Annotated in this window: 9 protein-coding genes and 1 pseudogene; 7 read left to right on the plus strand and 3 right to left on the minus strand. The window is 66.3% G+C overall.

Going from position 1 to position 13,623, the window contains the following annotated elements; genetic code table 11:
- On the minus strand, positions 1–1,445 hold a 1,445-nt coding region (locus tag F0Q45_RS19735; RefSeq protein ID WP_149655548.1), incomplete at its 3' end, for a PE family protein.
- A 489-nt stretch (positions 1,446–1,934) separates the two neighbouring features.
- On the opposite strand from F0Q45_RS19735, the gene cobN reads away from it, so the two are divergent.
- Complete coding sequence (cobN, locus tag F0Q45_RS19740; protein WP_149655549.1) at positions 1,935–5,510, plus strand: cobaltochelatase subunit CobN; 3,576 nt, start codon at positions 1,935–1,937, stop codon at positions 5,508–5,510.
- Between the two features lie 82 nt (positions 5,511–5,592).
- Positions 5,593–5,979, plus strand: a complete 387-nt coding sequence (locus tag F0Q45_RS19745; RefSeq protein WP_149655550.1) for a PPOX class F420-dependent oxidoreductase — start codon at positions 5,593–5,595, stop codon at positions 5,977–5,979.
- Between the two features lie 86 nt (positions 5,980–6,065).
- On the opposite strand, the gene F0Q45_RS19750 is transcribed toward F0Q45_RS19745, so the two are convergent.
- Entirely contained in the window at positions 6,066–6,599 is a 534-nt protein-coding gene (locus F0Q45_RS19750; RefSeq protein WP_188113040.1) for a hypothetical protein, read from the minus strand.
- Positions 6,600–6,900: 301 nt separating this feature from the next.
- Between F0Q45_RS19750 and F0Q45_RS19755 the strand changes: the two genes are divergently transcribed.
- The 3 genes and pseudogenes from F0Q45_RS19755 to lnt all read left to right on the plus strand — a co-directional run bounded on the left by F0Q45_RS19755 (position 6,901) and on the right by lnt (position 11,844).
- Positions 6,901–7,458 carry an FxsA family protein gene (locus F0Q45_RS19755; RefSeq protein ID WP_149655552.1) on the plus strand — a complete coding sequence of 186 codons (558 nt, stop codon included), beginning with the start codon at positions 6,901–6,903 and terminating at the stop codon, positions 7,456–7,458.
- 30 nt (positions 7,459–7,488) lie between these two features.
- The gene (locus F0Q45_RS19760) at positions 7,489–9,093 is read left to right on the plus strand and encodes an amidohydrolase (protein ID WP_149655553.1); all 1,605 of its coding nucleotides are present in this window, start codon (positions 7,489–7,491) and stop codon (positions 9,091–9,093) included.
- A gap of 199 nt (positions 9,094–9,292) precedes the next feature.
- Positions 9,293–11,844: pseudogene (lnt, locus tag F0Q45_RS19765) on the plus strand (apolipoprotein N-acyltransferase).
- A 16-nt stretch (positions 11,845–11,860) separates the two neighbouring features.
- On the opposite strand, the gene rbpA reads toward lnt, so the two are convergent.
- Entirely contained in the window at positions 11,861–12,196 is a 336-nt protein-coding gene (gene rbpA / locus F0Q45_RS19775) for an RNA polymerase-binding protein RbpA (protein WP_149655556.1), read from the minus strand.
- A 135-nt stretch (positions 12,197–12,331) separates the two neighbouring features.
- On the opposite strand from rbpA, the gene F0Q45_RS19780 reads away from it, so the two are divergent.
- Together F0Q45_RS19780 and F0Q45_RS19785 are read left to right on the plus strand one after the other, a co-directional pair.
- Positions 12,332–12,712 (plus strand): hypothetical protein, encoded by a 381-nt coding sequence (locus F0Q45_RS19780; protein WP_188113041.1) that lies wholly within the window; start codon positions 12,332–12,334, stop codon positions 12,710–12,712.
- A gap of 362 nt (positions 12,713–13,074) precedes the next feature.
- Positions 13,075–13,623 (plus strand): beta-ketoacyl synthase N-terminal-like domain-containing protein (locus tag F0Q45_RS19785; RefSeq protein WP_149655557.1); only part of this gene is annotated, 549 nt, incomplete at its 3' end.

Below are 13,623 nucleotides of genomic sequence, written 5' to 3' on the forward strand. Positions count from 1 at the left end.
CCCCCGCCGGTGCCGCCGGTTCCGCCATTGCCGTAGAACACGCCGCCGTTACCGCCCGCGCCCCCAGCTCCTCCTGCTAGGCCGACTTTGCCGGCGCCAGGCCCGCCGTCGCCCCCGTGGCCGCCGTTTCCGAAGAAACCGGCGCCATTGCCGCCTTTACCCCCGGTGCCGCCGGAGCCATCGGGGGAGGCACCACCGGAGCCGCCCACCCCGCCGTCGCCAAAGAGCAGGCCCGCGTTGGCCCCTGCTCCGCCCGTCCCGCCCGCGCCGCCACCTACGCCTTGGGCGAAGCCGCCTTGCCCGCCGGCGCCACCAGAGCCGCCCAACACTCCAGCGCGCCCGCCGTTGCCGCCGGCGCCGCCATTGACGAAACTGGCGCCGCCGTCGCCGCCGGCGCCGCCCGCGCCGAAAAGTGCGGCGCCCTTCCCGCCGTCCCCGCCGTCCCCGCCGTCCCCGCCGGCGACCCCGCCAGCGCCGCCGACGCCGCCGTCGCCGAACAACACACCCGCTGCGCCTCCCGCGCCGCCCGCTCCGCCGGCGATGCCGGGTAGGGGAGCCCCGTTTCCGCCGACACCGCCCGCGCCGCCGTCGCCGAAGAGTGCGCCGCCCGCGCCGCCTGCTCCACCAACCCCGCCATTCGCCACGACAGAGTGCCCGCCTAATCCGCCGGCCCCGCCATTGCCGAAGAGCAGACTCGCCGCGCCGGCTCCACCAGGCCCACCATCGCCGGTAAGGGCCCGCCCTCCAATGCCACCCATGCCGCCGTCGCCGAACAGCCCAAGGCCGCCGGCTCCGCCGGCTCCACCGGCTATTCCGCCATTGCTGATGCCGCCGGCACCGCCAACCCCGCCTGGGCTCAGCAAGCCAGCCATCCCGCCTTGCCCGCCGGTGCCCCCAACGCCGCCGGGACCGGTAGCGGCTCCGCCGGCTCCGCCGGTGCCGGGGGAGCCGAACAGCAGCCCGGCGGCACCGCCGTTACCCCCCGGCCCGCCGTTGACGCCGTCCGTGCCCGACCCACCGGCCCCACCGTTGCCGATCAAGATGCCGCCAGCCCCGCCGTGCTGTCCTGTTCCCGGGGCGCCGTTGGCGCCGTTACCGATGAGCGGGCGCCCCAACAGCACTTGCGTGGGCGTGTTGATCACACTCAGCAAAGCCTGCTGCGCGTTGGCAGATTCGGCAGCGGAATAAGCCTGCGTGCCGACCACCAAAGTGTTAACGAACTGGGCGCGAAAATGCTCGGCCTGGGCAGCCACGGCCTGATAGCTGTGCGCGTGTTGCCGAAACAGCGCCGCGATCGCCACCGACACCTCATCGACAGCGGCCGGGGCCAACTGCATGGTCGGTACCGCCGCCGCTGCAGCGGCTTCAGCGATTGCCGAACCGACCGCCGCCAGATCCTTGGCTGCCACCTCCATGAATTCTGGCGTTGCCACCAAGAAAGTCACTCGTTCTCCTAAATGCGTTGACGGATACGGATACGCATACGGTCTATTTCGGCACGAAAGTGTACTTTGTTGGCGCCGGGCAGATCTGAGAAAACACGCAACTCGCGTGTGAATTGGATTCGATACATGCCGGGATCTCCTAGTGAGCACCGCGCCTCGACCTGCGTGTACTCGACCCGGCCGTCAGGCCGACATCGGACGAAGCAGCTTGTGCCGCAGAGACACTGGCTGCGGGTCGCCGCTGACCTGCTCGTCGAGGGTCCGCCGCGCATGGAATATCGGCTGCGCATGTGCGAGACAAACCGGAATTTGCCAGAAGAAGGAGCGCAGTTTAGCCAATTGTCGTCACGGTGTCGAGGCAATGGTGAAGGATTCGTGACTCGCATATGGCGATCGCACAGCTGACCTGCCGTCGTTTTCGGCGACAGATACAACCGGCCTCGTTACCCACAAATTGGCGGTGCGCCGGCACTGCGGTACGAATGGTGGGTGATTGAGCCGACCGTCCTGCTGTTGTCAACGTCCGACACCGACTTGATCAGCGCGCGTTCCAGCGGCAAAAACTACCGGTGGGCCAACCCGTCACGGCTATCCGATGCCGAGCTGCCTGAGCTGCTCGAGCGCGCCTCGATCGCGGTGGTGCGGATCCTCGGTGGCTACCGCGCCTGGCCAGACGGTATCGACACTGTCATCCGCAGTGGTGTGCCGACGGTGCTGGTCAGCGGTGAGCAAGCCGCCGATGCCGAACTGACTGGCCGTTCCACACTCGCGGCGGGCATTGCGGTGCAAACGCACATCTACCTGGCGCACGGCGGGGTGGACAACCTGCGCCAGTTGCACGCCTTCCTGTGCGACACCGTGTTGATGACCGGCTTCGGATTCACCGCGCCGGTGCAAACCCCGACCTGGGGTGAACTGGTGTTACCGCAGACCGAAAACACCGATGGCCCCACCATCGCGGTGCTGTACTACCGCGCGCAGCACCTGGCCGGCAATACCGCCTACGTCGAGGCGCTGTGCCGGGCGATCGAACACGCCGGCGGGCGGCCGCTGCCCGTCTACTGCGCGTCGCTGCGCACCGCCGAGCCGGAGCTGCTGCACGCGCTCGGTGACGCTGACGCGATGGTGGTTACCGTCTTGGCCGCCGGGGGAGTCAAGCCGGCCACTGCGTCCGCTGGCGGCGACGACGACAGCTGGAATGTCGAACACCTAGCGGCCCTGGATATTCCGATCCTGCAAGGCTTGTGTCTCACCAGCTGCCGCGATCAGTGGCGCGATAACGATGACGGACTGAGCCCGCTCGACGTCGCCACTCAGGTTGCCGTGCCCGAGTTTGACGGGCGCATTATCACAGTTCCGTTCTCGTTCAAGGAGATCGACGACGACGGCTTGATCTCTTACGTCGCTGACCCCGAGCGCTGTGCACGAGTGGCCGGTCTGGCGGTCCGACACGCCCGGTTGCGGCACGTCGCACCCGCCGACAAGCGGGTGGCGTTGGTCTTCTCGGCCTACCCGACCAAGCATGCCCGCATCGGCAACGCGGTCGGCCTGGACACCCCGGCCAGCGCGGTCGCTCTGCTGCGGGTAATGCGTGACCGCGGTTACCAGGTGGGCGATGTGCCGGGTGTCGACTCCGATGACGGTGACGCTCTCATGCACGCCCTGATCGAACGCGGCGGCCAAGACCCCGACTGGCTCACCGAGGGCCAGCTGGCCGGCAATCCCATCCGGGTGTCCGCCAAGGACTATCGAAACTGGTTTGCTACCGTGCCTACCGGTCTGGCCGACGCGGTCACCCAGCACTGGGGGCCGCCGCCTGGTGACCTCTTCGTCGACCGTAGCAACGATCCTGAAGGCGAAATCGTCATCGCCGCAATACAATCGGGCAACCTGGTGCTCATGGTCCAGCCGCCGCGCGGCTTCGGCGAAAACCCGGTGGCGATCTATCACGACCCCGACCTGCCGCCCAGCCACCACTATCTGGCCGCCTACCGTTGGCTGGACACCGGATTCAAAGCCCATGCCGTGGTCCATCTGGGCAAGCACGGCAACCTGGAGTGGCTGCCGGGCAAGACGTTAGGCATGTCGGCAGCCTGCGGATCCGACGCTGCGTTAGGCAACTTGCCGCTGATCTACCCGTTCCTGGTCAACGACCCGGGCGAGGGCACCCAGGCCAAGCGGCGAGCCCACGCGGTGCTGGTCGACCACCTGATCCCACCCATGGCCCGGGCCGAAACCTACGGCGATGTCGCGCGTCTGGAGCAGTTGCTCGACGAGCACGCCAATGTGGCCGCGTTGGATCCGGCCAAGCTGCCGGCCATCCGCCAGCAAATCTGGACGCTGATCCGGGCCGCCAAGATGGATCACGACCTAGGACTGACCGAGCGGCCGGCTGAAGACTCGTTCGACGACATGCTGCTGCACGTCGACGGCTGGCTGTGCGAGATCAAGGACGTGCAGATCCGCGACGGCTTGCACATACTCGGGCAAAAACCAACGGGGGAGACCGAACTCGACTTGGTGCTGGCCATCTTGCGCGCCCGTCAGCTGTTCGCCGGCAAGCATGCGCTGCCCGGCTTGCGTCAGGCGCTCGGGCTGTCCGAAGACGGCACCGACGAACGGTCATCGGTTGACCAAGCCGAGGCCACCGCTCGCGAGTTACTCGCGGCGTTGCAGGCCACCGGGTGGAATTCCGATGCGGTCGACAGACTTACCGCCCAACCCGACGTTGCAGCGGTGCTACGGTTCGCCACCACCGAGGTGGTACCACGGCTGGCCGGTACCGACTCCGAAATCAACCAAGTATTAAGGGCTTTGGATGGCCGGTTCATCCAGGCCGGGCCGTCGGGGTCGCCACTGCGCGGACTTGTCAACGTGCTACCGACCGGGCGCAACTTCTACTCCGTCGACCCCAAAGCGGTACCCTCCCGGCTGGCGTGGGAAGCCGGCGTGGCACTCGCCGATTCACTGCTGACCCGATACCGCGATGACTACGGTCGATGGCCGCAGTCGGTTGGCCTGTCAGTGTGGGGCACCTCGGCGATGCGCACCGGCGGCGACGATATTGCCGAAGTGCTTGCTCTGCTGGGCGTTCGGCCGGTCTGGGACGAAGCCTCCCGGCGGGTCGTCGACTTGGCACCGATCCCGCTGGCCGAGCTAGGCCGGCCGCGCATCGACGTCGCAGTACGAATTTCCGGTTTCTTCCGCGACGCCTTCCCGCATGTCGTCACCATGCTTGACGATGCGGTGCGTCTAGTGGCCGGTCTCGACGAGTCTCCCGACCAAAACTATGTGCGAGCCCACGCCCAGGCTGACCTTGCCCAGCACGGCGACGAACGGCGTTCTACCACAAGGATCTTCGGATCCAAACCGGGTACCTATGGCGCAGGATTGTTGCAGCTGATCGACAGCCGGAACTGGCGCGACGACGCCGACCTGGCGCAGGTGTACACCGCCTGGGGCGGATTCGCCTACGGACGTGACCTGGATGGTCGGCCCGCCACCGATGACATGAACCGGCAATACCGGCGCATCGCCGTGGCGGCCAAGAACACCGACACCCGCGAACACGACATCGCCGACTCCGACGATTACTTCCAGTACCACGGTGGCATGGTGGCCACCGTGCGGGCGTTGACCGGTCAGGCGCCAGCCGCGTATATCGGCGACAACACCCGGCCGGACGCGATCCGCACTCGCACGCTGTCGGAGGAGACCACCCGAGTGTTTCGGGCACGGGTGGTCAACCCCCGCTGGATGGCCGCGATGCGCCGCCACGGCTACAAGGGCGCCTTCGAGATGGCCGCCACCGTCGATTATTTGTTCGGCTACGACGCCACTGCGGGGGTGATGGCCGACTGGATGTACGAACAGCTCACCGAGTCCTATGTGCTTGACCCGGAGAACCGAAAGTTCATGGCTGAGTCAAACCCGTGGGCGCTGCATGGCATGGCCGAACGCCTGCTGGAAGCAGCCGGGCGCGGCTTGTGGGCCGACCCCGGATCGGACACGCTCGACGGCCTGCGCCAGGTGCTCTTGGAAACCGAAGGCTATCTGGAGGGCTGAGCTTGCCGAGCAGACACAGAATCGCACTGCGCGGGCCGTTCGCGTGCGATTCTGTGTCTGCTCACGGGGTAGGTTGGCACCCGTGACCCCAAATTTCGCCGATCTCACTAAGGCGCAATACATCCTGCTGACCACGTTCACGAAGGACGGCCGGCCCAAGCCGACGCCGATCTGGGCCGCCGCCGACGGCGATCGGTTGCTGGTCATCACCGAGGGAAAGTCGTGGAAGCTCAAGCGAATCCGCAACACCCCGCGGGTGACGATGGCCATCTGTGACATGCGTGGTCGCCCAAAGAGCGAAGCTGTCGAGGGCACCGCGTCCATCCTCGACAAGTCGCAGACCGGCGCCGTCTACGACGCGATCGGCAAACGGTACGGAATCTTAGGCAAGGTCTTCAGCTTCGTCAGCAAGCTGCGGGGCGGTATGGAAAACAATGTCGGACTCGAGCTCAGGGTGGCCCACAGCTAGCCACTGCCGACGGGTAAGGGATTCCGCAGTCTCTATTCCCGCAACCCGCCCAATCCTTACGAGCGGGCAGGACCTAGTGACCCGGCTCAAGACCCGGCCGAACCGCCATAGCGCTCCCACCACCGGTACAGATCATTGAGAGCAGACCCGCCGTTGACCGTGGCCAGTAGTAGTTGAGCCTCGCGGGTCCAGGCCAGGTCAGCCCGGTCCTCGACGCTGCCGCACACGATCTTGCCGCCCGGCCGGTCGGGGTTCGACGCGTAATTCCAGGCGCCCGGCGAGGCGTTACCCCCCGGACACGATGACACCGCCATGCTCTTGGCGGTCGAAAAGAAGTCGGCTGTCAGCGCGTCCACATTGTTGTAGAGCGTGAAGCGAGCGTAGTCCGGGGTGTCGGAATTGGTGTCATCGGTGCAGTCCAGGCTAGCGATCGAGTCCGGAAAAGGATTCGTGGCGCGCGTGCACGAGCTGGCCTTATAGCCAGCGGGGAGCAACTGGACAATCTCCTGTTCGGCGGGGCTGAACGGTTCGGCGTAAGCCCCACTGGGTGCAAAGCTCGCCACGGCTGCTATGCCGATAGAAGCAACAGCAGCGCTCGCGCTGATGCGCCCAGCACGCATGGTCGTCTCCCCACTGGTCCTGATTGCCGGCTTGCTGGCCCTAAGTAACGAAATATTAGATGGTCGGCCGACTCCTGATTCGCTTCCGAAGCCTCGGCCTAATTGGGAGCCGGCATGTTTGGCCGGTCCGCGGCGCTGCAATGGGCACAGCCTCCTCCACCGGAATACCCAGTAGCGCATCGATGGGTTCGGCGGCGTGTCGATTTCAATCGATTTCAATCGTCGTCATCGTGTCATCGAACTGCGGCCGAGCCGCGACCGGACGCGGAACTCCGGCGCTTCTCGCAGACGTTGGCGTCACATGCTACGTCGAATGCTCCTTATCTACGCCGTTGTCGAACTGATGGCCGCCATCGGGCTGGCGGCGACGATCGGGTTTGGTTGGACGCTGGTGGTATTGCTGGCCACGTTCGTGCTAGGGCTGGTCCTTTGGGCTCCAATGGGCGGCTGGCAGCTTAGCCGTCAGCTCCTGCACTGGAAGTCGGGCCGGCGGGAACCCCACAGTGCGCTCAGCGACGGTGCGCTGGTCGCCCTGGCCACCGGCTTGGTGCTGGTTCCCGGCCTGGTCACCACAGCGGCGGGGCTGTTGCTGCTGGCGCCGCCGATACGGGCCGCCGCCCGCCCCGGTTTGACCGCGTTGGCGGTGCGGGGTTTCCTGCGGCGGGTACCGCTGACGGCAGCGACGGCGGCCACCTTCGCAGGCGCGTTCAATCGCCGCGAGAGCCCCGACGATCGTGACTTCATCGACGGCGAGGTCATCGACGTGATTGACGGAGACCCTCCGACATTGCCGCCCGTTGCGTTCGACACAGGGCGCGAAACCCCGGCGCGTCCCGCAGCGTCGCCAGGTTCGCTCTGACATGCCGTCGGACCAACGTACTTTTGCGCTGTGACGCAGATTCCCACCAGGCTGATGGTCAACGGCCGGGTGTACAGCCACACCCACCCGGACGCTACCGCCATGGCAGTGCGCGGCGACGTCGTCGCATGGCTGGGCAGCGACGATGTCGGCCGCAACCAGTTTCCCGACGCCGACGTGGCGGATCTCGACGGCGCTTTCGTCGCGCCCGGCTTCGTGGACAGCCACATCCACCTGAGCGCGACCGGTCTCACGATCAGCGGGCTGGATTTGCGAACTGCACGCTCTCGTGCGGAATGTCTGCAGATGGTGGCCGACTATGCGGCGGCTCACCCAGGTCAGCCGGTGTGGGGTCACGGCTGGGATGAGTCGGCCTGGCCGGAAAAGACAGAGCCCAGCACCGCGGAGCTGGACGCCGTGGTCGGCGACCGGCCCGCTTACCTTGCCCGGGTGGACGTGCACTCGGCGCTGGCCTCGTCGGGTCTGCGGCGGCTGCTGCCCGAATTGCCGGCCGCCGCCGGGTTCGCGCCACAGCAGCCGCTGACCGGCGACGCGCACCACCGGGTCCGAACCGCTGCTCGCGACTTGCTGACCGAAGCGCAGCTCGCCGAAGCCAGGGTGGCGGCGCTACAGGCGCTGGCTGCCTGCGGCATCGTCGCGGTGCACGAATGTGCCGGCCCCGAAATCGGTGGCCTCGACGACTGGCTGCAGCTGCACGCACTCGACCACGGCGTGGAGGTCATCGGCTATTGGGGTGAGGCGGTAACCACATCTCCTCAAGCCCGAGCGCTTATCGAGCAGACCGGCGCACACGGGTTGGCCGGTGACCTCTTTGTCGACGGGGCCCTTGGATCGCACACCGCCTGGTTGCACGAGCCCTACTCCGACGCGCCCACCCATACCGGCACTTGCTACCTCAGCCCCGACGCTATCGAAGCGCACCTGCGGGCATGTACTGAGGCGGAAGTGACCGCCGGGTTTCACGTCATCGGCGACGCCGCGGTGTCGGCGGTAGTAGCAGCTTTCGAACGCGTCGTGGCAGACCTCGGAGTAGTCGCCGTTGCGCGGTGCGGTCACCGCCTAGAGCACATGGAAATGGTCACCGCCGAGCAGGCGGCCAAGCTGGGTGCCTGGGGAGTCATCGCCAGCGTGCAGCCCAACTTCGACGCCCGATGGGGCGGCGCCAACGGCATGTACGCCCAACGTCTTGGACGCGACCGAGGTAGCCGGCTCAACCCGCTCGCGCTGTTAGCATCCCAAGGCGTGCCCCTCGCCCTCGGTTCCGATGCGCCTGTGACCGGCTTCGAGCCGTGGCAGACGGTGCGCGCCGCGGTCAATCACCACACGCCGGGCAGCGCGGTGTCGGCGCGGGCGGCGTTCGCTGCGGCGACGCGCGGAGGCTGGCGGGCCGGCGGCGTCCGCGACCACAAGACCGGCACGCTCGTCCCGGGTGCGCCGGCCTCCTATGCCGTGTGGGATACCGACACCTTGCACCTCAGTGCACCGCGCCATGCCGTCCAGCGCTGGTCGACCGATCCGCGATCCGGGGTGCCCGCGCTGCCGCGGCTGGGTCCATACGATGCGTTGCCACGTTGCCGCCAAACCGTGCATCGGGGTGCGGTCATCTATGGCTAGGCATTGGCTGGATCGCAAGAGACGGCGTGCCCTCATTGACGCGGTGGACCCCAAAGCCGAGTCCACCGACATCGCTCCCGAACCGCAGGCCGACTCGGCGGCGCTCAGTGAACCTGCCAACGATCCGGCTGCCGGTCCAGGTGTCGCGGCCGGGCTCGGTGCCGCCGTACGCCGGCGGCTCCCCGCCCTATGGGCTGCGCTGCAGCCGCGGTTACTGAGACTGGTGGTCGCCGTCGGAGCCGGAGCGCTGATGTACGCCAGCTTCCCGCCGACCAATTGGTGGTGGGCGGCTATCGTCGCGCTCGCACTGCTGGCCTGGGTGCTCATGCAGCCTGGCACCACCCCGCTGGGTGGGCTGGGCTACGGCTTCCTCTTCGGTGTGGCGTTCTACGTGCCGTTGCTGCCGTGGATCGGCTCGCTGGTGGGGCCCATGCCATGGTTGGTGCTGGCTACGCTCTCTGCGACGTTTCCCGGTCTCTTCGGCCTGTTCGCCGTCGTGGTACGCCGGCTGCCCGGCTGGCCAATCTGGTTTGCCCTGATGTGGGCAGCGCAGGAATGGTTGAAGGCGATCATTCCCTTCGGCGGATTCCCGTGGGGGTCGGTGGCGTTCGGACAAGCTGACGGTCCCCTGTTGCCTTTGGTTCAACTCGGCGGAGTCGCACTGCTCTCGGCAGGAGTTGTGCTGGTGGGATGTAGCTTGACGGCAATCGCGTTGGAGATCCAGCAGTGGTGGACCGACAAGTCTGCTTCCCACAGGTCCGACACCAAGCCGCCGGCGGTGCTGCTCCCCGGAATATGCATCTGCCTGGTGCTATTCGCCGCTGCCATGGTCTGGCCGCAGGTACGTCATGCGGGCGCGGGGGCGGGCAACGAACCCACGGTCACCGTCGCGGTCGTTCAGGGCAATGTCCCTCGGCTGGGTCTGGATTTCAATGCGCAACGTCGAGCGGTGCTCGACAACCACGTGCGGGAGACGCTGCGACTGGCCGAGGATGTCCGCGCCGGCAGTGCCCCGCAACCACATTTCGTCGTCTGGCCGGAGGACTCCTCGGACATCGACCCGCTGCTCAACCCCGACGCTGCTCAGCAGATTTCGCAGGCGGCCGCGGCGATCGGTGCGCCAATTCTGGTCGGCACCGTGCTAGACCTTCCAGGGAACTTGCAGAACCCGGAATTAACCAACACGGTGATCGTCTGGAATCCAGGCACCGGACCGGCTGATCGCCACGACAAGGAAATCGTGCAGCCGTTCGGCGAATACCTGCCGATGCCGTGGCTTTTCCGGCACCTTTCCGGCTACGCCAGCCGGGCCGGTAACTTCGTGCCCCGCGCCAGCTCCGGTGTGGTACGTATCGCGGGTGTACCGGTCGGGGTGTCCACCTGTTGGGAAGTGATCTTCGACCGCGCCCCGCGAAAAGCCGTCCGCAACGGCGCGCAGCTGCTAACCGTGCCCAGCAACAACGCCACCTTCACCAAGGCCATGAGTGAACAGCAACTGGCATTCGCCAAGCTACGCGCCGTCGAACACGACCGATACGTTCTGGTCGCCGGCACCACCGGGATCAGCGCGGTGATAGCCCCAGACGGCGGCGAGCTGGTTCGTACGGACTTTTTCGAACCTGCCTATCTGGACACCCAGGTACGCCTCAAGACCGGGCTGACGCCCGCAACTCGCTGGGGTCCGATCCTGCAGTGGATCCTAGCCGGGGCAGCTGCCGCGGTCATTGTTGTCGCGATGCGGCACAATGGTTGGTTCTTAGGGTGGTTCCCGCGTCCGACGCGTCGGCGGTCCGGACTCCGGAGTGCTGACGACTCGGACGGGCGCTCGGGGGCATCTGATGACTCGGGGGCGGCGCTGCCGAACGAGTCCGGGTGCAAGGCGGAGACTGCCAAAGACCCACTGCCCGACGCGGTCAGCCATCACGTACCTGAGTCGGGGCGAGACAAAGGAGCTACATGACCACCGGCCAACCTGCGCCTGAAGTTCCGGGCATTCGTCCCAGCCAGCGCACGCTAGTGATCATCCCCACCTACAACGAACGGGAGAACCTTCCGCTGATCCACCGGCGGCTGAGGGATGCATGCCCCCAGGTGGACCTGCTCATCGTCGACGACAACAGTCCCGACGGCACCGGCCAACTTGCGGACGAGCTGACTCAGACCGATTCCAGCCGCACTCATGTCTTGCATCGCACTGTCAAGAACGGCCTGGGTGCAGCCTATCTGGAAGGGTTCGCCTGGGGCCTGAGTCGCGAGTACCTGGTGCTTGTCGAGATGGACGCCGACGGCAGCCACGCTCCTGAGCAGTTGAATCGCCTGCTCGATGCCGTCGATGCCGGAGCTGATCTGGCCATCGGTTCGCGCTACGTTCCGGGGGGGACGGTACGCAACTGGCCGTGGCGGCGCCTGGCCCTGTCGAAGACGGCCAACACCTACTCACGACTCGCGCTGGGTATCGGGGTGCACGACATCACCGCTGGCTATCGCGCATACCGTCGTGAAGTGCTTGAAACGATCGATCTCGCCGGCGTCGACTCGAAGGGCTATTGCTTCCAGATCGAAATGACGTGGCGAACGGTCAACAGCGGGTTCGTGGTCGTCGAAGTTCCGATCACCTTCACCGAGCGCGAGATCGGCGTATCGAAAATGAGTGGATCCAACATCCGCGAGGCGCTGTTCAAAGTCACGCGATGGGGCGTCAAGGGCCGACTTGCCGGTAAAGGTGACCACGCGCGAGCTAGCCGCGCCTAACGAGCCGGCGCCCGAATCAACCGCGCCGACGCGACCGAATGAGCTCGAGACGCTCCTTGAGCAGCTCCTCGAGTTCCTCGACCGAGCGACGCTCAAGCAGCATGTCCCAGTGCGTACGCGGTGGCTTGACCTTCTTCGGCTCGGGCAGGTCACCCTCGATGAGGGTGCCTTCCATGCCGTTGCGGCACAGCCAGGTGCCGGGAATCTCGGCGTCGTCGGCGAACGGAACTTCGAACTCCTCGCCGTTGTCGGTCCGGTACCGTGCGATCTGACGCGGTGCCAGATCATGGTTGCGGTCAGTCTCGTAGCTCACGGCCCCGAGTCGACTGCCTCTCAAGACGCGATCAGCCATCGGCGCTACTCCTCTGAATCCGTTGAATGTCTCCGCACTAGCAAACGCTGCCGCGGGCTGCGTAGTTCCCGGGGCTGTGCCCCAGTGCGCGACGCGGTCATTAATGATACCGGGATCCCGGTCCGCAGCAGACTAATGTTCGCAGGCGTGAGTCTCGTTAGTCGACGTGCCCGGCCTCGACCCTGCCGGTGGTGTGGGCGTGACGTGACCGATGCCGGAATGGGTCGTCGCCGACAATACTGTCGACAGTCGTGTCGCCAGCGGGCCTACGAGCAGCGAGCCATGATGACTCGGGGCGATGCCGGGGCCCTGACCACCCTGCCCGCCGATGCGGTGGTGTTATCGGCTGACGAGGCGGCCGACCTCTCCGACCGGGTCTATCAGGTGCGATGTGCAGCCGAGGACGTTGCCACCGCGCTCAACGAAGGCGCCGGCACAACCGAACTGCGCGAGCTGTGCGCGGAGTTGCTCCGCGTGGCGCGGGCCGCCGATGGCTGGCGCCGGGTGGGTGTTTAGCTGTTAGACCCTGGCGGGGCGGGTAAAGTCACGCCAGGGACGACGGTCCCGGTGTACCCAAGCAAGAAGCGTCACTGCGCACCGAGAACCGAGTCCACCGTTCAGTCGGCCACCTTGGCGCCCGGGGCACCCGGCTGGTCCGCGTATAGCTGGGAGTATCCGACGTTTTGAAATCCTGCCCAAGTTGGCGATACTCACCAGCGACAACCTTCGGTCGGAGCGCAGCACGACGCCGGTCGAAAAACGACGCTGGTCGAAGGAACGACGAGCCGCTTCGTGCAGCAACATCTGTGATTCGGCGAAAGCCGCACCCGGCGGTCAGAGACGACGAGTGGGCTAGGCAAGGTTAGGCGAGGTTAGCAATGGTTGATCAACTCCAGCATGCAACTGAAGCGTTGCGCAAGGCGCTGGTCCAGGTTGAGCGCCTGAAGCGCACCAACCGCGCGCTGCTGGAGCGAGCGAGCGAGCCGATCGCGATTGTCGGGATGTCATGCCGCTTCCCGGGCGGAATCGACTCCCCAGAAGGCCTGTGGCGGATGGTAGCCGATGGTCGTGACGTGATGTCGGACTTTCCGACCGACCGCGGGTGGGACTTGGCTGGACTTTTCGACCCGGACCCCGATACGCCCCACAAGTCCTATGCAAGCACGGGCGGTTTCGTGGACGGCGTCGCCGACTTTGACCCCGCGTTCTTCGGTATTGCCCCCAGCGAAGCACTGGCGATGGATCCGCAGCACCGCATGCTGTTGGAGCTGGCATGGGAGGCGTTAGAGCGGGCCGGCATCGATCCCACCCAGTTGCGCGGCAGCGCCGCCGGAGTGTTCGCCGGACTCATCGTCCAGGGCTACGGCATGTTCGCTGAAGAGATCGAGGGCTACCGGCTGACCGGCATGACCTCCAGCGTCGCCTCC

This window comes from Mycobacterium simiae (assembly GCF_008370645.1).
Classification (GTDB): domain Bacteria; phylum Actinomycetota; class Actinomycetes; order Mycobacteriales; family Mycobacteriaceae; genus Mycobacterium; species Mycobacterium simiae_A.

Excerpts from the sequence above, each read along its gene's own strand:
- rbpA (WP_149655556.1), bottom strand. The coding sequence starts at position 12,196 with ATGGCTGATCGCGTCTTGAGAGGCAGTCGACTCGGGGCCGTGAGCTAC.
- F0Q45_RS19780 (WP_188113041.1), top strand. The coding sequence starts at position 12,332 with ATGTTCGCAGGCGTGAGTCTCGTTAGTCGACGTGCCCGGCCTCGACCC.
- F0Q45_RS19750 (WP_188113040.1), bottom strand. The coding sequence starts at position 6,599 with ATGCGTGCTGGGCGCATCAGCGCGAGCGCTGCTGTTGCTTCTATCGGC.
- F0Q45_RS19755 (WP_149655552.1), top strand. The coding sequence starts at position 6,901 with ATGCTACGTCGAATGCTCCTTATCTACGCCGTTGTCGAACTGATGGCC.